Genomic DNA, 18,344 nt, shown 5'->3' with positions numbered 1-18,344 from the left:
GTCTTGAATATGGATGTGAAATTGCATGATATTGGTGAAGGAATGCATGAAGCGGAGATCCTTTATTATTTTGTAAAAAAAGGGGAGTTCGTCAAAAATGACGCTCCTCTTGTTGAGGTTCAGACTGATAAAATGACAGCCGAACTGACTGCCCCAGCGGACGGAGTCATTGATGAGATTAAGTTTGATATTGGCGATGTAATTGAAGTAGGCACGACCATTTTAACGATGAGGACAGAACAAAAGCAGCCATCTGAGAAGCGAGTCCCTGCCGGCCAATCTTCTAGTGCTCATCCAGAGCCGGCCCAAAGCTCCGGGCCAAGAACGTTTAACTTGGAACTTCCGCCTACTCGTGTGAAGGCTTCCCCCCATACCAGGAGAATCGCAAGGGAACAGGGCATCAAAATCGAGGATGTGAGAGGTACAGGAAAGGGTGGGCGTATCCTGGATAAGGACATCTATGAGTATGTCGAAGCAAAATCCCAGCCTGCTCCTGAGCGGGAAGCGGTGGTTAAAAATGAGCCGAAACTTGGACCAGCAAGACAACAGCAAACCATCCCATTTAATGGCCGCCGAAAACAAATCGCCAAGAAAATGACCCAATCGCTTTATACTGCTCCGCATGTCACTCATTTTGATGAAGTGGATATGACGGAAGTAATAAAGCTGAAAGAGCAGCTGAAGCGGGGCACGGATCGACGTCCTGGAACTCAGGTTTCTGTGGCCGCCTTTTTTATTAAGGCTCTCCAGCTTTCTTTGAAAGAATTCCCGATATTCAACTCTAAATTAGATGAAGAAAAGGGAGAAATTCTTCTAGAGTCGTCTTACAATATTGGACTGGCTACAGGGACAGAGGAAGGCTTAATTGTTCCTGTCCTGAAAAATGTGGAGAATCTATCATTAGTAGATATCCATAAACACATGAAAGCACTAACGAAGAAGGCTGTAGACAATCAGCTTTCTGGACAAGACTTACGAGGAGGCACCTTTACGATTAGTAACGTCGGGCCGATGGGCAGTACCGGGGCGACACCGATTTTAAACTATCCGGAAACGGGCTTGATGGCTTTTCATAAAACGAAGAAAACACCTGTCGTCATTGATGATGAAATCGTCATTAGACAGATGATGAATGTAACGCTGACTTTTGATCATCGAGTGGCAGATGGTTCCCAGTCAGTTGCCTTCACGAACCGGTTCATCGACTATATTGAAAACCCTTATGTGATGTTAGTAGAGTTGATCTAGAAAAAGCCAATCACTGCGAGCGTGCAGGGGGAATTCTCACGCTCCACCTGGTTTCAGAAATGATGTTGGTCGAAAAAGGAAAGAAAACGGTAGAATTTTTTCAATAATCCTAGAGAGGGGAATTACATGGAAAAAAGAAAGCCTTCGTTTCTCATGTCGAGTCTCATTATTCTTTTTATTATTGCCATCCTTGGAGTCAGCATCTTAGTCTATGGAACCGCGCCTCATATACCCATTGTCATAGCTGCAATTATCGTTACCTTGTATGGACTTAAATTAGGATACAAGTGGAAAGAGCTAGAAAAAGCTATGACAAGAGGAGTCTCTTACGGTGTTCCTGCAATCATTATTTTAAGCCTGATCGGAATTACCGTAGGCGTGTGGGTGTTGAATGGAACCGTCCAAACGATTACATATTACGGTCTGCAGGTATTATCGCCATCCATCTTTTTAGTCAGTGCGGTGATTATTACAGCCGTAGTAGCAACGATGACAGGAAGCTCCTGGAGTGCCATGAGTACAATTGGAATTGCATTGATGGGCGTCGCCTATGGAATGTCGGTTTCTCCAGCGATTACGGCCGGGGCCATTGTGAGCGGAGCGATGTTTGGAGATAAATTGTCCCCTCTATCGGATACAACAAACCTGGCTGCAGCTACAGCTAAAGTTGATATTTTTCAGCATATCCGTCATATGCTTTGGACAACGATCCCAAGCTTACTTATTACTCTTGGAATCTTTGCAGCGATTGGCTTTTTTTCCAATCGGGAAGCGGCTGATGTTGGAAAAGTAGAAACAATGATGACGACTCTGAATAATGAATTTATGCTGACACCTGTCACACTTATATCCCCTCTACTCATCATTATTTTGGCCTTTAGAAAGGTCAGTCCGATTCCGTCTTTAATTATCGGGTTAGTGGCTGCGGTTTTGACTACCTATTATACAGTTCCAGGTGTGTCCCTGGGTACAATTATGAACACCGCGCACTTCGGTTATACCGCAGATACAGGCGTAGAAGCAATTGATAACTTATTGTCACTCGGCGGTTTAGATAGTATGCTATTTGGTGTATCGTTAATTTTGATAGCGCTTTCATTCGGCGGAATTATACGAGAAATCGGCTTAGCGCACGCCATTATTGCAGGATTGAAGAGATTTTTACGAAGCCGGGGCAACGTCATTACCTCAACCGTGTTGTCTTGTTTAGGCATCAATGTCGTTGTAGGTGAACAGTATCTGTCCATCATCCTTCCTGGCCAAATGCTGGAGGAGAGTTATCAACAGACGAACCTTCATCCAAAAAATATGTCCCGAACGCTTGAAGATGCGGGAACACTTATTCACCCTTTAATTCCATGGGGAGTGACAGGGGCATTTATTATGACAACGTTAAACGTCGGAATCGGTTATATTCCATTTTCATTTATCTGTTTCATTTCTCCCATCATCGCGATCATTTATGGATATACCGGCTTTACGTTAACTCCGTTAGCCACAGAAGATGTAGTGGATTTTGAAGAGCAAAGGGCCTCATCAGGAACAGGGAGTCATTAATACAAAAAGAAAAGGAAGATCATCGTGGAAGTTTTTGGACCACAAACCATACCATTTGAAAAAAGAGAGCGATCCTTTTATTACAGTGCACCTGAAAACATTAAGCAGTCACTCCCCGTTGTTTTTTGTTTCCACGGTGCCGGCAGCAGCGCCAGGCATCATATGAAAATAACAAACTTCCACAAGCTTTCGGAAGAGCATCAGGTAATAACTGTCTTTCCAGAAGCGATTCATTTTGATCCTTCAGACCGAATGACAAAGCAATGGAATGAAGGCAGAGAAAAAAATGCTGCCTATCAGCATAAGGTCAATGATGTTGGCTTCGTATTGGAACTGATTGATTGGTTGAAACAAAGGTATCCAGTGGACGAAAGTAGAATTTATGCCACGGGGTTTTCCAACGGTTCAGCCTTCAGCTTGAGACTTGGTCTTGAATGCCAAGATGTTTTTGCCGGGGTGGGGGGAGTTTCCGGGCCATTGGTAAAAGATTTGGCTGAGAATTTTCAATGGAACAAACCTATGCCCATGGTCTTCATAATGGGCACCGATGATAAGCTCGTTCCCTATGACGGTCACTATGACTCTTCCTATATGATTGATCAGCTCCTCTCAGCAGATGAAACAGTAGAGTTTTTTGCAAAATCCTGCGGGGCTGATGTAACAAAACATCAGGAGCGGGTCAGCGAAGACGAAGAATTCCTCATTAGGAAAGATGCTTACCTTCAGAAAGAAGAAGAAAAAGTCGAGTTTTATTCAATTGAAGGCGGAGGACACACGTGGCCAGGAGGGCCGTTGTCTCAAGCCTCTTCTTTAACCGGAAAGGTAGTTCTCCAGTTGGACGCGACAAAGATACTCTTTGACCACTTAATAAAATTTCAAAGATGAAAAAGGAGCCGAATTCGGCTCCTTTTTTTGCTGGTTAATTGTGGGGCAGTGAGATCCCGGAAGGCTATAAATCTGAGGAGGCTTCCCATATCGCCTCCGGAAATAGAGTCGTTTTCCGGCCAACCTTTCTCTAACTAATGAATGGAATAGTTAATTACAATCTTATCTATGGTAGGGTTCTTACCTGATAAATCAGGATTATATTTTTTTCGTATGCAAAACGAACATAATCAATATTTTATATATGAAAGATCGAGTGTTACTTTGTAATTACATGATAATTGCGAATATTTTGCAGAATAACGCTGTCATCACTTGAAGGAGTGAAACAAATGCCCAAAGCAAAAGCTAAATTTAACGGTAGATTGCAGATGCAGGAAATAGAAGTTCATCCAAATAAAAATTCAATCCAATGGAATGGAAAAAATGTCGACCTATCCGATCATTCCTGGGAGGCCCCCATTTCAGGAACGGTTTACGGAACATTATTAAACTATCAAGGTGCTCTAGATCAAATGGGAGATGCCTTACATCAAGAGCCCTACAAATCTCCTCCCAAAGCTCCGATTCTCTATATCAAACCTAAAAACACCATTACTGGTCATCAAACTTCTATTCCTATGCCAGCAGATGTATCAGAGCTTGAAGTTGGAGCCTGTCTTGCACTAGTAATAGGAGAAAAAGCTTCGCGGTTAAGCGAGGAAGAAGCGATGAGCTATATTGAGGGTTATACCATTGTTAATGATATTAGTGTTCCTCATAAAAGCGTATTTAGGCCAGCGGTGAAGCACAAAGCACGCGATGGGTTCTGTCCTGCAGGTCCATGGATCATCGAACGTGATGCCGTTCCGACCCCTGATAACCTCACTATTCGTGTCTATGTGAATGGAGAATGCAAGCAAGAAAATCATACAGGGAATCTAGTTCGCTCGGTTCCGCAGCTGCTTGTCGATGTTACTGAATTTATGACGCTTGAAAAAGGCGATACGCTTCTTGTCGGTATTCCAGAAAAACCTCCTCGTGTAAAAGATGGGGATCTAATCCGAATCGAGATTGACCAAGTGGGAGTTCTGGAAAACAGAGTGGAAAAAGAAGTACGTGTAGGAGGGGTTAAGTCATGAAGACGGCACGGGTAGCCTTTCAAGGCGGAATTTATCAGGCAACGGAAGTTTCTGAAGGGGTTCAACTGGATAATGGCCAGCGACTGTCGGAAGAAGAAGTTGTTTGGCTGCCACCTGTGGAGCCGCAGACGAGTTTTGCGCTTGGATTGAATTATTTCGATCATGCGAGTGAGCTTTCTTTCAATGCACCGGAAGAGCCGCTTGTCTTTTTGAAAGGACCGAATACTTTCGTCGGTCACCGCGGCAAAACCTATCGACCATCTGATGTGACAAACATGCATTATGAGTGTGAACTGGCTGTCGTCATTGGACGACAGGCAAAGAACATCAAAAAAGAAGACGCGTACAGCTATATCTCCGGCTATACGATTGCCAATGATTACGCGATTCGTGATTACTTAGAGAATTATTATCGACCGAATTTGCGAGTGAAAAATCGGGATCATTGCACCCCGATCGGACCTTGGCTGGTCAATGCCGTAGATGTTAAAGATCCTATGAATCTTGCTTTACGTACGTATGTGAATGGGGAGCTTGTTCAGGAAGGCTCTACCAAGGATATGACTTTTGATATTCCCGTCCTCATTGAATATTTGAGCAGCTTTATGACACTAAATCCAGGAGACCTTATTTTGACAGGAACACCAAAAGGGACCGTCGATACAAAAGTAGGAGATGAGGTTATTACTGAGATAGAAGGCTTAGGCCGGCTTATTAATACGATTACTGATGAAAAAAGCTAACTTTTAGGAGGAATCGTTGTGCCACATGTAATTGTAGAATACACCGATAACTTAACGCCTCATACAAATATTCAAAGTCTGCTTAAAAAGATCAGTCAGGTGTTAGTAAAACGTGGTGACATCTATCCGATTGGCGGAATCCGTGTAAGAGCCCATAAAGTCACCGATTATCACATTTCTGATGGAAAAGAAGACGATGCGTTCGTCCATACGACGTTAAAAATAGGCAAAGGCAGAAGTGAAGAAACGAAAGAAGCGACTTGTGAAGAACTATTTCAAGTAATGAAAGAGCATTTCGCTTCCATCTTTGAAGAAAAATACTTAGCTTTATCGCTTGAGATAGTAGAATTCCAACATAAAACCTACAAACACAACAACATCCATAGCCGGTTTAAATAAAAGGGGTAGAGGGCCGGAACAAAGGCCTTCTTCTTTTAATTGTTCTTTGTAAGCGTTTTCTTCAATTGGTTAGGTTAATAGAATCATAATACTTAAAGGAGGGCGAACATGTTAGGGATTGATGATGCTTCTATTGCATTTATCTGGGTAGCTACAGTTCTGTCTGCGGTTGGCTGTGTCTTTTATGGGGCAGTGATGTGGAATCGAGGGGAAGGTGAGGAAGAGTGAATCTTTCTGTATTAATTCCTTTATGCCTTGCTTATATTGCTGTCATGTCGCTGCTTGCGTATTACGGCTATAAAAAGACAACGTCTGAAGCTGATTATCTAGTAGGCGGACGAAACATTAATCCAATTGTCATGGCATTATCCTATGGTGCCACCTTTATCAGTACATCAGCTATGGTCGGTTTTGGCGGAGTTGCTTCTATCTATGGATTAAGTCTATTGTGGCTCGCTTTTTTAAACATTGTCCTAGGTATTTTTGTTGCTTTCGCTGTTTTTGGAAAAAAGATTCGGAGGCTCTCTCTGAAACTAGATGCTACGACTTTTCCTTCTTTATTAGGGAAACATTATGATTCGAAGTTCATCACGGTCTTCTCAGGTATTGTCATTTTTATCTTTATGCCTGCTTACACAAGTATCGTGTTAATAGGTGGGGGTCGGTTCCTGCAGGAAACGCTGTCGTTGAACTTTAACGCAGCTTTACTGATTCTTGCCGTAATTATTGCGCTTTATGTTATTGGTGGAGGAATCAAGGCCGTTATGTATACCGATGCGTTCGCAGCGGTGATCATGCTCATAGGAATGGCTATTTTCTTATTTGCCAGCTATCAAGCGGTAGGGGGCATCGTGGATGGACACCATGCGTTAGCCTCACTTAAATCGATGGTTCCAGACTCCCTCGCTTCCCAGGGGCACCAAGGATGGACAAGCATGCCTGAATTAGGTTCTCCTATGTGGTGGACACTCGTCAGCACGATCATCATGGGTGTCGGTATCGGGGTTCTTGCACAGCCGCAATTAGCCATGCGCTGTATGACCGTAAACAACGACCGTGCTCTGTATCGTTCTGTGCTTGTCGGCGGAATCTTTATCTTTTTCATGACAGGAGCAGCTTACATGATCGGACCGCTCAGCAATGTTTATTTTATGGAAACGGCCGGAGAACTTTCGATCAGTGTTGCTGGCGGAAACCCTGACCTTGTTATTCCAAAGTTCATCAACACATTGATGCCTGGATGGTTCATCTATGTATTTACGCTTACTCTCCTGTCAGCGACAATTTCCACCGTAAGCTCTCTCATCCACGTGCAGGCAAGTGCGTTTGGTGAAGACATCCTGAAAACGTTAGGGGTCCGGTCGGTGTTAGGAAATGTCATCAGCCCCGCGCGCCTTGGTGTTATCGTCGGGGTCCTACTATCAGTCATTCTGGCTTACCTTTTACCGGGAGGAGTCATCGCTCAGGCTACCGCGTTTTGGTTCGGAATTTGTGCTGCCGGTTTCCTGCCTGCATTAGTTGGAGCGTTTTATTGGAAGAAAGCTTCACGTGCAGGAGCTGTTTACAGTATTATTACTGGCTTCGGAGTCAGCATGTTCGGGTTCTTATTTTTGCATGAAAAGCAGTCCGTAGCCTTTGGTCTTTCTGAAGCACTTTTTGGAAAAGGCTATCTTCTTGCTTATCCATGGACCCATGTAGATCCGCTATTTTATGCGCTGCCTCTATCTACCCTTGTTTTTATTACTGTAAGTTTGTTCACTTCACACAGACAAGTTGAACAAGAAGACGTCCAAACGAAAAGAATACATGTACGTTAATTCAATAAAAAAAAAAAGAACTTCCCAACGATGTGGGGAAGTTCTTTTTTCTTTAGTTAAAATGGCTTAGTAAAGCCTTGACGACGCATTTTAATGGAAAGGTATTACGGATAACTAAAGAAAATATCTAATGATCCTCACACACCATAAGCATGTTCCCGTCTGGATCCTTGAAGACAAAAAATTTGTTGTGCTGGACTTCTGTCACAAGTTCCACGCCATTTTCTTTCATAAATTGGTAGGACCTGTCGATATCTTCCGTACCGAATTGCACAACCGGGGCATTTAACCGTGGAAGTTTTCCGTTTTCATCTCTCCACATCGGCATTGTATCGAGAATCATCCCGGCTCCATCCATATCTGCAACGAATAGATGATCAAAATGACTTTCACCATCCTCTATTCCTAGCATTCTAGAATACCATTCTTTTGATTTTTCAATATCACTTACTGGTATAAAGACTAAATTGACTTTGTTTTTTATTGGACTTTTGTTCATATTTATAACCTCCTAAAATACGCTGAGATTGCTCGCTTCCCTTGGAGAACAGTACTATGTGTTTAATCAATGAATTGGGTCGCAAAGATCTAGACGATCTTCCGTTTCTGTCCACTTAGAATAGATTTCCAGCGTCCATTTTTCTGGTGATCGATTATATCCATTTTCCTCTATCCATTGATGTAAATGTTCATAGACACTGTAAATCTCCGATGCATGGCCCCTAAAATGAAGGACGGCATATGTTTCTTCCGGAACAGTAAGGCTGGCCATTCCATCAGGGATATCTTCAAAACTTTCAACTTCATAACAAACCCAGTAGCCATCGTCTTCCTCACAGGTCTCAGCAGCTTTAAAAGCCCCGATAAGCTTAACAGGCTCCACAAGGTTCTTAATCTCCCCTTTGCGACGGTCTAATACCATTGAAGCTTTAGGAATTACCTGACCATAACCCGCCATATCTTCACAAACGACGCGAAAGCCTACTAATTTCTTTTTCCTGATTTCTGTTACTCCAGATATCGTGATGGGATCAACCTTTTCCATCTACCCAGCCTCCAAAATTGTATTTGAATCCTATAAGTTCATTTCCATAAAAGGATGCATTTTCCTTTTTAATTTGAGAATTTTGTAAAATGATGTTGGCTATTAACTATAGGAGTTATTTCGCTTAATAGCAGAGTATGAAGGGTTATTTTCAAATAAGTGGGGTTCGTTAATAATAGAGAGTTTGGCGTTGGCGGGAAACGACTCGCTTTCCTGCGGGGAAACTGGCAAGCCTCCTCAATCGCTGCGCTCTTTGCGGGGTCTAGCCTAGCTTCTTCTCCCGCGGGAGTCTCGCCGTTTCCCACCAACGCCCGCGTCATAATTCTTACGAACACATTAGAATTATTTATAAATATCCACAGAGAGACGGTTATATTGAATTACCTTCAACAATAGAAACTTAACACTCTTTCTATAGGGTGGAACTAGTGTACTTCCAGAGTGAATAAAAAAGAGAGGGCCTTAATTCCTCCTATGATCGCGTTTCTGTTTAATCAATTAAACATAAGGTGAGAGGGGAGATTGGGAGACTCCTGCGGGAATGGTATGGCTGGCAAGACCCCACAGGTTGCAGAACCGAGGAGGCTTGCCGTCATCCCCGCGGAAAGCGAGCAATTTCCCCTCTCACCTTTACTGGTAATAAAAAACGGAAACAGTCGGATTGAATTCTTCAGAAAATAGGAGGGGGAGTTTTCATTTATAGTTGAACGAGTTTTTCTAAATCAGTCCTATCTAATTCGAACAAACGCAACAACCTTCTGGAGGCTTTCGTTAGATATCGGTCTTTATGCCAGATCACCACAGCTTTCGCTTCAATATCAGCATTCCTAAACTCATAGCTTTCAATATTAGAAAAAGAAAACGCTTCCAAAGTAGACCGTGGAACAATGGTTGCTCCCACACCATTAGCCACTAGCGATAACAACATCGTAGCATCTGGACATTCACAAATCACATAAGGGTCAAATCCGTGCTTTCTGCATTCATCCACAATCAATTCAAATTGCCCCATTCCGCTGATTCGATGTAAAAGCATTAACGGAAGATCTTTCAAATCTTCGACCTCGACTTCTTTAGCTGCCGAAGGAAACAAGTCCCAGGATTTTGGTGTAACGAGTACGTAAGGTTCGGAAGGAAGAGGGACCATTTCAAATTCATCTCGTTCAATAGGTAGACGGACCACCGCCATTTCGATTTCTCGTCTTCGAATGCATTCGGCCAAAAAGTAGGTATCTCCTTCTCTAAGCTGATAGGTTAGGTTTGGATATTGCTGTCTCAACTGATTTAAGGGACCTGTCAAAGAGGAAAAGCATGATTTGTTAGAACCGATATGAAGGGTACCAGTAATCCCTTCATTTGTTTCTTTAACTTCTACGATTGTTTCTTCTAAATCATTAAGAATTTGTCCTGCTTTTTGATAGAGCACTTCTCCTGCACTCGTCAATTCAAGCTTACGGCCATGGCGGTCAAACAACTTCAGTTCAAGTTCTTCTTCCATCAGTTTAATTTGCTGGCTGAGAGGAGGCTGAGCCATATGGAGTTTTTTTGCTGCTTTTGTTACTTGACCTTCTTCAGCAACTGTACGAAAGTATCGTAATTGCTTGATATCCAATGTCTTACCTCCGTTTCATATGTATATGAAAATCATATGCAATATAGATATTATAGATATTTTTAATATAGATTGGCCTATGGGATAATTTGAATATACAAACTTTAGCGAATATTTGCAAATTTAGTCCGAGGTCAAGGTTTATTTTTTTGGACATAAAAGAAAGCGCTATCATTGAGGAGGAAAAGCATGAGTGAACTTACTTTATCTGATATTAACGAAGCAGGAAAACGTGTGATTAAAGAAGTGAAAGACATTCAACTTTACATTGATGGAGCTTTTGTAGATGCAGAAAGTCGTGAACAATTCGATAATTATAATCCTTTTACTAATGAAAAGATCAACAAAATCGCTTCAGGGGCAGAAGGCGATATAGACAAAGCGGTAAAAGCAGCCAGGAAAGCTTTCAAAGGGGAATGGGGGAGGCTCTCACAAAATGATCGGTTAAGTTACATTTATAAAATTGCAGATTTAATCGATGAGCATATTGATGAAATTGCTCCGCTTGAATCCTACGATACAGGCCTGCCAATCAGCCAGACGAAGAAAATGGTCGCACGTGCTGCACACAACTTCAGGTTCTATGCGGAGATGGTGAAGAGTCGTCTAGTCGGAGATGCGTACCAGGTAGATGATGAGTTTCTCAACTACACGATTCATAAACCTGTAGGGGTAGCCGGGTTAATCACACCTTGGAACGCCCCGTTCATGCTTGAGACATGGAAGATTGCGCCGGCTTTGGCTACAGGAAATACAGTCGTTTTAAAACCTGCAGAATGGTCACCACTTACGGCGAATCGATTAGCTGAAATCATTGATAAAGCTGGCCTTCCTGACGGTGTCTTTAACGTTGTTCATGGATACGGGGAAACGGCAGGTGCGTCGTTGGTTGCTCATGAGGATGTGGAGTTAATTTCTTTTACAGGAGAAACGACGACAGGCTCTGAAATTATGAAAAATGGCGCGGATACGTTGAAGCGTTTCTCTATGGAGTTAGGTGGAAAATCACCAATCATCGTGTTTGATGATGCAGACTTTGAGCGGGCAATTGACGCCTGCACGTGGGGGATCTTCTCCTTTAATGGAGAACGCTGTACCGCCAACTCACGATTGTACGTTCATGAGGACATCGCTGCTGATTTTATTGCAGCTTTGAAAGAGCGAGTACAAAACATTATCGTAGGCGACCCGATGAAAGAAGACACGCAAGTCGGACCTTTAATTCATACGAAACACTACGAAAGTGTGAAAAGTTATTTAGAACTGGCCGAAGAAGAAGGCTGTCAGGTGATCAGCGGATCGGTTCCGGAAGAGCACAGCCGCGGTAATTTTGTTGCTCCAACTTTACTTCTCAATGCAGATACGTCAATGAGAGTGGTACAGGAAGAGATCTTTGGCCCTGTGATCGCTGTGATGACCTTCAACGATGAAGCAGAAGTTATTGAGCATGCGAATAATGTCCGCTACGGACTAGCGGGCTATGTCTGGACCAAAGATCTTCAGCGAGGCCACCGTGTTGCACAGGCGATTGACTCAGGAATGTTGTGGATCAACTCTCAGAATGTACGGGATTTAAGGACGCCATTCGGAGGTTCCAAGCACAGTGGAATAGGACGTGAAGGCGGTCATTATGCCTTTGAATTTTATACAGAAGTACAAATCATTCATGTAGCGCTGGGAGAACATCGTATCCCTCAATTCGGAAAAAAATAATCAAGGAGGAGTTTATTTATGCCAGCAAAAACAGGAGCACAGTATAAAGAGAAGTTAAAAAAGGCTAAAAATAATATCTATATTCACGGAGAACGTGTCGAGGACCCGACCACTCATCCAGCTTTCAAAAATGTCGTTCAATCGATGGCTGATTTATATGACCTTCAATATGAAAAGCCTGAAAAAATGCTCTACACTTCTCCTCAAACGGGCGATAAAGTAGGGATGACGTTTTACCGCCCGGAAACGATCGATGATTTGATCAAGCGTAGAGAAGCGATCCAGGAATGGGCACGCCTTTCTGGAGGTTTGATGGGACGTTCTCCTGACTATTTGAATGCAGAAGTGATGGCGATGGGGGTAGCCAACGACTTGTTTGGTGAAGATGACCCGATGTTTGCGGAGAATGCTAAAAATTATTATGACTACGCACGAGAAAATGACATCAGCTTGACTCATACTTTGATCCACCCACAAGTGAACCGGCAAAAAGCACAGCACGAGCAAAAGGATGCAAATGTAGCGCTTCACCTCGTTGAAAAACGCTCGGACGGAATCATTGTTGACGGTGCTCGCTTACTTGCCACCCAGGGCGGTATTACGGATGAGATTCTCGTCTTCCCTTCTACGGTTAAAAAAGCTGGCGAGCTCGATGACCCGTATTCTCTTGCCTTTGTAGTACCGAACAATACTCCAGGGCTTAAGTTCATCAGCCGTGAATCCTTTGATTACGGTAAGAACACGTGGGATCACCCATTAAGCAGCCGTTTTGAAGAGGGCGATGCGATTGTTTATTTTGACAACGTATTTGTCCCATGGGATAAGGTGTTTGTTTGTGGGAACTCTTCGATTTGCAACCGTACGTTTGCTGAAACGAACGCTGTCGTGCACATGTCCCACCAGGTCGTAGCCAAAAACGTAGTCAAAACTGAATTTCTGCTTGGAGTGGTGCTGAATCTGATGGAATCAATCGGAATCGACAAGTTCCAGCATGTTCAGGACAAAGGAACGGAAATCATGCTCGTGCTTGAAACGATGAAATCTCACCTCTTCAAAGCGGAGCACAACGCCAAGCTGGATAAATGGGGAACGATGACCCCTGACTTTGAAGCCTTGAATGCAGCAAGAAACTGGTATCCGAGAATGTATCCACGATTAGTTGAAATCTTGCGAATTCTAGGCGCTTCCGGACTGATGGGTATTCCGACAGAAGAGGATTTCCATCATGAAGAAATTGGTCCACTCGTTAACCGTGCCCTGCAGTCTAAGAATCTGGAAGGTTATGAACGTGTGAAACTGTTCCGTCTCGCCTGGGATCTGACGATGAGTGCCTTTGGCAGCAGGCAGACACACTATGAATATTACTTCTTTGGGGATCCCGTGAAAATGGGGATGACCTACTTTGAACAGTTCAATAAAGAGCCATATAAAGACTATGTACAGGACTTTTTGAAAAAAGTAAAAACTTCCAAACCAAACTATACAAGCGTATAAGGAGTGGAGAAGATGAATTTTGATATCATCCGTGCCGGCCGTGCCGTATTACATGTCACCGATTTAAAGAGATCAAGAGCTTTTTACGAAGCTCTTGGTTTCATAGAAACAGCGTCAGATGACGAGCAGATTTTTTTCAGAGGGCTTGAAGAGCATAATCATCATAGTCTTGTTCTGAAAAAAAGAGATTTTCCTGCCGTAGAAGTGATTAGCTACAAAGTAAGATCGGAGAAAGATTTAAATCAATTAGCTGCCTTTTATGACGGACAGGGTACCGAAGTCAAGTGGATGGAAGCGGGTACCCAGGAAGCTGTCGGGCGTGCGCTGAGAATTCAGGATGTCTCCGGATTGCCTGTGGAGTACTATGCGGAAATGGATCAGGCAGAACGAATGATCCAAAAATACCACTACCATAAAGGGGCAAAGGTGCAGCGGATCGATCATTTCAACTGCATGGTTCCGGATGTGGAAAAAGCGTATGACCACTATATTCATCAATTAGGCTTCGCCTGCTCTGAATATACAGAAGGGGAAGAAAAGAAAATATGGGCGGCCTGGCTACACCGTAAACCAAGCGTCCATGATGTGGCCTATATGAATGGACTTGGACCAAGACTTCACCATATCGGTTTTTGGCTGAAGGACCCTATGAACCTGATTGACGGCTGCGATGTACTTGCTTCTATGGGGTACGGCCCTGCGATTGAACGAGGACCTGGAAGGCACGGGCTATCTAATGCGATGTTCCTCTACTTAAGGGATCCGGACGGCCACCGTATCGAGCTTTATAATGGAGACTATTTGACAAGTGACCCTGATTTCAAACCGGTTCGCTGGGATCTCGATGATCCGATGCGTCAGACGTTCTGGGGCCATAAAGCTCCTGACAGCTGGTTTGATGAAGCATCAGAAGTCCTTGATGTTCATTCGAATGAAAAAGTAACGCTTATTGAGCCGAAACTGAAGAAGCGCAAGCCAACTTTTGTAACTTGATCAAGAAAAATTAACTAGAGGTGATCATGATGGACGATCGTATGTTCAGAACTGCCATGGGGAAGTTTGCGACAGGGGTAACGGTTATAGCATCAGAAGTTGATGGCCAGGTTCACGGGATGACAGCCAATGCGTTTATGTCGGTTTCCCTTGATCCCAAGCTTATCCTTATTTCTATCGATAAAAGAGCAAAAATGAATGAAGTGATTCAAAAGGCAAGTAAATTCACCGTCAATATTCTCTCTGGAGATCAAAAAGAAATGTCGATGATCTTTGCAGGGCAAATTAAAGAAAATAAACATGTGGAATTTGAAACATTTGAAGATCTTCCGGTTATAGAAAACTCTCTTGTCAGTCTTGCTTGTAATGTCTATCAAGCCCACGAAGCAGGGGACCATACGTTGTATGTGGGAGAAGTGATCAACTTGAATGTTCAAGATGGTGAACCACTAGCTTTTTATGAAGGAAAATACATGCAAATGACATAACGAAGGAGGAGGGCAAAGGATGATAACCATCCCTATCAAACACCCCATTGCACGATCGATTCAAGAAAACAGTCAGTCATGCGTGATGGCCTTAGGATTTTTTGACGGCGTCCACTTAGGACATCAAAAAATTATACGGACAGCGAAGAAAATAGCGAAAGATAAGGGGTTAAAACTTGCGGTTATGACTTTTGCTCAGCATCCCTCTTCTGTCATTCCGAAAGGTCCGACGATCACTAATTTTATAACACCGCTTTCTGAAAAAGCGGAGGTATTTGAACAACTTGGCGTCAATTTCCTTTATGTTGTTGATTTTACAAAGGAAGTGGCAAAAATTCCTCATCAGCAGTTTGTGGATCAATATTTATGCGGACTGAACAGTAAGCACGTCGTAGCTGGGTTCGATTATAAATATGGATTCAAAGGCAAAGGAGATATGAATCAGCTGCCTATAGACAGTGAGGGCAGATTCGGTGTCACAACCGTCTCAAAATTTGAGAAACATGAGCAAAAAGTAAGCTCGACTCTATTGAGATCGCTTATTTCTACAGGAAGAGTCGAAGAAATTCCGACATACCTCGGGAGAAGCTATGAAATGACTGGAGAGGTTAAAGGCAAAGGTAGCACGTGTACGTTTTCTTTTGATCCGACCTACTATATGCCTTCTCCTGGCCAATACGAAGTAACTGTTAACAATAGTAAATTTCATGCAAAAGGGATGTGTGAGTTTAAATCCATTCACAGGCCGGGGCAGCTTACCATCACTTTTTTTGATGAGCTCCTGTTTAAAGAGCTTAAGGATGCTAGATTGCAATGGAACAATTTCATTGCTGACTTTGAAATGGACGCTCTGCATGCGCAAGGGGATTTACGAGAATTAGAAATGAGTATGTAAAGAACGAGAAGGAGGAGATAGGATGAAAGATTATCAAGAGATTAAATCGCGATTAAGAGGTTCGGTCACTCCTGTCATTACGCCATTTAAAGCGAATCATGACATCGATTTTGATACCCTTTCGAAGTTAATCGAATTTCAATTGGAAAATGGTACTCACGCGATTTCGGTTACGGGCACTTCAGGGGAACCGAGCTCTTTAACAGAAGAAGAACGAGTACAGGTCATGAAAACAGCCCATCAGACGATTAGTGGCAGAGTTCCATTTGTACCGGGAACAGGGTCCACCAATCATGACGAAACGATGCGTCTGACGAAAAAAGCAGAGGAAATCGGAGCGGATGCTGCGCTAGTCATCGTGCCTTACTACAACAAGCCGAACCAGAAAGCATTATACAAACACTTCAAAACGGTCGCTGACTCTGTAGATATTCCGATTATCGTCTACAATATTCCTGGGCGTACAGCGCAGAACCTCCATGTGGATACGTTAGCTCAGTTGAGTAAAGACTGCCCGAACATTATCGGGGTTAAAGAATCAAACAAAGACTTCGAACACGTCAACCGCGTACTGTTAAAGTGCGGTCGTGATTTCTTATTATTCTCAGGGATCGAATTGCTTTGCTATCCAATGCTTGCGATCGGCGGCGTGGGATCTGTCAGTGCCACAGCGAATGTGCTGCCAGGAAAGGTAGCGCAGATGCATGATGCCTGGTTCGACGGCGATGTAGCGACAGCTCAAAAGCTTCACTATGAACTGATGGAGCTGAATGATGTACTCTTCAAGGATACTAACCCAGCTCCTGTAAAAGCAGCGCTTGGCATGATGGGCAAGATTGAGCCGCATTTACGGCTGCCAATGGATCTTCCATCCGAAGAACTCCAAAACGAAATCCGAGAAACCTTAAACAAATACGGCGTAAGCCTCCAATATGTATAATTACCAATAAAACCGACCTCAGGTCATCCAAATTATGGATGACCTGAGGTGTTAAAATCTTTAAATGATATATAATCTAAAAAGAGTGATGGTCGTTTTCTGACCATCACTCTTTTTGTAATCATCGTTCATTCCCAAGACTAAAAACCTTTTAAATAAGGTGCTTTCAACTCATTGTATCTACTTATGACCATTAATCTCTGCTCTACTTAATAGCCACATAGCTATTTGGAGTGTTAGGGCATCTCTGAAGGTTTTTGGATCATATCCCGTTTTCTTTTTTATTTTCTGCAAACGATAGATTAATGTATTTCGATGTACAAACAACGCTTCAGCTGACTGTTGAATATTTAAATCATTCTCAAAAAAGGTTTTTAAAGTTTGAATAGTACTTTTGTCAAGGTATTCTTCAATTCTACTGAGGAAATGTTTGGCGCCTTCATCATTGATTTGATAGATTAATGCTTTTGTCTCCACTTGAGTAAATGAAATTAAATCTTGCCCGTCTTTCGTTATTTTTAAGGCGAGTTCACAGTCTTCAAAGGATCTACTAAGCTTCTTATCATCGTAAAATAAAGTGCTGTGAGACATTCTGAAAGTTATTCTGAGCCTTTTTAATTGATAATAGACCCGATGAAGTTTATTCTCTGCTTGATCTTCACTCATGCACGTAAAGATGATGTATAACCGGGTAGAGTTTATGAAACCAACAAGAGCTTTATCACACCCAACATTTTCTTCTATTTTATGAATTAAGGTTTGATTTGATATAGATCTATCTTGTAACTGGATCACAACGGTTATATAAGGTGGGGAGAAGTGTGTACCAAGTAAATGAAGACCGCGATTTATCTGCTCCTGGGAGGGGATGTCTTTTAATAACTCTTCAATAATCATGTCTTTGGTTCGTTGTTTCCACTCCATTTGTGAGGTGATATATTCTTGCTTAATCATAAGTTCTGTAGTCATTTTGACAAGACCTCCGAGGTCACCCATGTCATTTGGGTCCCCAGTAATTCCTATAACCCCTAAGATGTTTTCTTGGAAGATTATTGGAAGGTTGATTCCAGGATGAGCCCCTTTCCAATCTCCTTTTTGATTCGAATGTATAATAAGTGTTTCACCTATCTTTAATACTTTTAACGCACCTTCATGAATTTGCCCGATTCTAGAATGATCTTTCGCTGCTATGATTATCCCTTTATTGTTCATAATGTTAACGTTACGATTCAGCCGTAAGGACGTCTCCTTTACAATATCTTCCGCAATTTCTTTCGTTAACATAGCCAACTCTCCTATTTAGTCATAGTAAACAAAAAATATTGAAATATTTTGTCTTTTTTTAAACACTATACCCGAAGACATGGATAGTCAATAAAAGTATAATGGGATTC

Annotated in this window: 18 protein-coding genes; 14 read left to right on the top strand and 4 right to left on the bottom strand. The window is 42.6% G+C overall.

Features of this window, described 5'->3' with window-relative positions; all coding sequences use genetic code 11:
• The first annotated feature begins 9 nt into the window (after nt 1-9).
• From HM131_RS18430 to HM131_RS18400, 8 genes are all read left to right on the top strand, one after another.
• A complete protein-coding gene (locus tag HM131_RS18430) occupies nt 10-1,248 on the top strand; it encodes a dihydrolipoamide acetyltransferase family protein (RefSeq protein ID WP_085031155.1) in 1,239 nt (412 codons plus the stop codon).
• A 126-nt stretch (nt 1,249-1,374) separates the two neighbouring features.
• Nucleotides 1,375-2,805, top strand: coding sequence for a Na+/H+ antiporter NhaC (gene nhaC, locus HM131_RS18425; protein WP_085031154.1), 1,431 nt, complete (start codon nt 1,375-1,377; stop codon nt 2,803-2,805).
• Between the two features lie 24 nt (nt 2,806-2,829).
• On the top strand, nt 2,830-3,690 hold the full coding sequence (locus HM131_RS18420; RefSeq protein WP_198162681.1) for a CE1 family esterase: 861 nt from the start codon (nt 2,830-2,832) through the stop codon (nt 3,688-3,690).
• A 332-nt stretch (nt 3,691-4,022) separates the two neighbouring features.
• Nucleotides 4,023-4,811 carry a fumarylacetoacetate hydrolase family protein gene (locus HM131_RS18415; protein WP_085031152.1) on the top strand — a complete coding sequence of 263 codons (789 nt, stop codon included), beginning with the start codon at nt 4,023-4,025 and terminating at the stop codon, nt 4,809-4,811.
• Entirely contained in the window at nt 4,808-5,554 is a 747-nt protein-coding gene (locus HM131_RS18410) for a fumarylacetoacetate hydrolase family protein (protein WP_085031151.1), read from the top strand. Before HM131_RS18415 ends, HM131_RS18410 begins: the two co-directional genes overlap by 4 nt.
• Before the next feature lie 18 nt (nt 5,555-5,572).
• Nucleotides 5,573-5,953 carry a 5-carboxymethyl-2-hydroxymuconate Delta-isomerase gene (locus HM131_RS18405; RefSeq protein ID WP_085031150.1) on the top strand — a complete coding sequence of 127 codons (381 nt, stop codon included), beginning with the start codon at nt 5,573-5,575 and terminating at the stop codon, nt 5,951-5,953.
• A 108-nt stretch (nt 5,954-6,061) separates the two neighbouring features.
• Entirely contained in the window at nt 6,062-6,181 is a 120-nt protein-coding gene (locus HM131_RS21290; protein WP_332308719.1) for a symporter small accessory protein, read from the top strand.
• Entirely contained in the window at nt 6,178-7,770 is a 1,593-nt protein-coding gene (locus HM131_RS18400; RefSeq protein WP_085031149.1) for a sodium:solute symporter family protein, read from the top strand. Before HM131_RS21290 ends, HM131_RS18400 begins: the two co-directional genes overlap by 4 nt.
• A gap of 127 nt (nt 7,771-7,897) precedes the next feature.
• On the opposite strand, the gene HM131_RS18395 is transcribed toward HM131_RS18400, so the two are convergent.
• The 3 genes from HM131_RS18395 to HM131_RS18385 all read right to left on the bottom strand — a co-directional run bounded on the left by HM131_RS18395 (nt 7,898) and on the right by HM131_RS18385 (nt 10,427).
• Nucleotides 7,898-8,269 (bottom strand): VOC family protein, encoded by a 372-nt coding sequence (locus HM131_RS18395; RefSeq protein WP_085031148.1) that lies wholly within the window; start codon nt 8,267-8,269, stop codon nt 7,898-7,900.
• Nucleotides 8,270-8,335: 66 nt separating this feature from the next.
• Nucleotides 8,336-8,815: a GyrI-like domain-containing protein gene (locus HM131_RS18390; protein ID WP_085031147.1), complete on the bottom strand. Its 480-nt coding sequence runs from the start codon at nt 8,813-8,815 to the stop codon at nt 8,336-8,338.
• 697 nt (nt 8,816-9,512) lie between these two features.
• Nucleotides 9,513-10,427 (bottom strand): LysR family transcriptional regulator, encoded by a 915-nt coding sequence (locus HM131_RS18385; RefSeq protein ID WP_085031146.1) that lies wholly within the window; start codon nt 10,425-10,427, stop codon nt 9,513-9,515.
• A gap of 189 nt (nt 10,428-10,616) precedes the next feature.
• Between HM131_RS18385 and hpaE the strand changes: the two genes are divergently transcribed.
• Genes hpaE through hpaI form a run of 6 tightly spaced genes read left to right on the top strand, consistent with a single transcriptional unit; the run spans nt 10,617 to nt 16,950 of the window.
• Nucleotides 10,617-12,140 carry a 5-carboxymethyl-2-hydroxymuconate semialdehyde dehydrogenase gene (hpaE, locus tag HM131_RS18380; protein WP_085031145.1) on the top strand — a complete coding sequence of 508 codons (1,524 nt, stop codon included), beginning with the start codon at nt 10,617-10,619 and terminating at the stop codon, nt 12,138-12,140.
• Nucleotides 12,141-12,158: 18 nt separating this feature from the next.
• On the top strand, nt 12,159-13,634 hold the full coding sequence (hpaB, locus tag HM131_RS18375; RefSeq protein ID WP_085031144.1) for a 4-hydroxyphenylacetate 3-monooxygenase, oxygenase component: 1,476 nt from the start codon (nt 12,159-12,161) through the stop codon (nt 13,632-13,634).
• A gap of 12 nt (nt 13,635-13,646) precedes the next feature.
• Nucleotides 13,647-14,627 (top strand): 3,4-dihydroxyphenylacetate 2,3-dioxygenase, encoded by a 981-nt coding sequence (gene hpaD, locus HM131_RS18370; protein WP_085031143.1) that lies wholly within the window; start codon nt 13,647-13,649, stop codon nt 14,625-14,627.
• Nucleotides 14,628-14,656: 29 nt separating this feature from the next.
• On the top strand, nt 14,657-15,115 hold the full coding sequence (locus HM131_RS18365; protein WP_085031142.1) for a flavin reductase family protein: 459 nt from the start codon (nt 14,657-14,659) through the stop codon (nt 15,113-15,115).
• A 19-nt stretch (nt 15,116-15,134) separates the two neighbouring features.
• Nucleotides 15,135-16,010 carry an FAD synthetase family protein gene (locus HM131_RS18360; protein ID WP_085031141.1) on the top strand — a complete coding sequence of 292 codons (876 nt, stop codon included), beginning with the start codon at nt 15,135-15,137 and terminating at the stop codon, nt 16,008-16,010.
• 22 nt (nt 16,011-16,032) lie between these two features.
• Nucleotides 16,033-16,950, top strand: a complete 918-nt coding sequence (hpaI, locus tag HM131_RS18355) for a 2,4-dihydroxyhept-2-ene-1,7-dioic acid aldolase (protein ID WP_085031140.1) — start codon at nt 16,033-16,035, stop codon at nt 16,948-16,950.
• A gap of 180 nt (nt 16,951-17,130) precedes the next feature.
• On the opposite strand, the gene HM131_RS18350 is transcribed toward hpaI, so the two are convergent.
• On the bottom strand, nt 17,131-18,234 hold the full coding sequence (locus tag HM131_RS18350; RefSeq protein WP_085031139.1) for a CdaR family transcriptional regulator: 1,104 nt from the start codon (nt 18,232-18,234) through the stop codon (nt 17,131-17,133).
• Nucleotides 18,235-18,344 lie beyond the last annotated feature (110 nt).

Origin of the sequence: Halobacillus mangrovi, from assembly GCF_002097535.1 — a bacterium.
GTDB lineage: Bacteria > Bacillota > Bacilli > Bacillales > Halobacillaceae > Halobacillus > Halobacillus mangrovi_A.
Note: the sequence above shows the minus strand (reverse complement) of the source record. Positions and strands in the feature narration are given on the sequence as shown.

What these genes read in the sequence shown, in the direction of transcription:
- hpaD (WP_085031143.1), top strand. Translation starts at nt 13,647, where the DNA reads ATGAATTTTGATATCATCCGTGCCGGCCGTGCCGTATTACATGTCACC.
- HM131_RS18350 (WP_085031139.1), bottom strand. Translation starts at nt 18,234, where the DNA reads ATGTTAACGAAAGAAATTGCGGAAGATATTGTAAAGGAGACGTCCTTA.
- hpaB (WP_085031144.1), top strand. Translation starts at nt 12,159, where the DNA reads ATGCCAGCAAAAACAGGAGCACAGTATAAAGAGAAGTTAAAAAAGGCT.
- HM131_RS18395 (WP_085031148.1), bottom strand. Translation starts at nt 8,269, where the DNA reads ATGAACAAAAGTCCAATAAAAAACAAAGTCAATTTAGTCTTTATACCA.
- hpaI (WP_085031140.1), top strand. Translation starts at nt 16,033, where the DNA reads ATGAAAGATTATCAAGAGATTAAATCGCGATTAAGAGGTTCGGTCACT.
- HM131_RS18410 (WP_085031151.1), top strand. Translation starts at nt 4,808, where the DNA reads ATGAAGACGGCACGGGTAGCCTTTCAAGGCGGAATTTATCAGGCAACG.
- HM131_RS18360 (WP_085031141.1), top strand. Translation starts at nt 15,135, where the DNA reads ATGATAACCATCCCTATCAAACACCCCATTGCACGATCGATTCAAGAA.
- nhaC (WP_085031154.1), top strand. Translation starts at nt 1,375, where the DNA reads ATGGAAAAAAGAAAGCCTTCGTTTCTCATGTCGAGTCTCATTATTCTT.
- HM131_RS21290 (WP_332308719.1), top strand. Translation starts at nt 6,062, where the DNA reads ATGTTAGGGATTGATGATGCTTCTATTGCATTTATCTGGGTAGCTACA.
- HM131_RS18415 (WP_085031152.1), top strand. Translation starts at nt 4,023, where the DNA reads ATGCCCAAAGCAAAAGCTAAATTTAACGGTAGATTGCAGATGCAGGAA.
- HM131_RS18430 (WP_085031155.1), top strand. Translation starts at nt 10, where the DNA reads ATGGATGTGAAATTGCATGATATTGGTGAAGGAATGCATGAAGCGGAG.
- HM131_RS18390 (WP_085031147.1), bottom strand. Translation starts at nt 8,815, where the DNA reads ATGGAAAAGGTTGATCCCATCACGATATCTGGAGTAACAGAAATCAGG.
- HM131_RS18365 (WP_085031142.1), top strand. Translation starts at nt 14,657, where the DNA reads ATGGACGATCGTATGTTCAGAACTGCCATGGGGAAGTTTGCGACAGGG.
- hpaE (WP_085031145.1), top strand. Translation starts at nt 10,617, where the DNA reads ATGAGTGAACTTACTTTATCTGATATTAACGAAGCAGGAAAACGTGTG.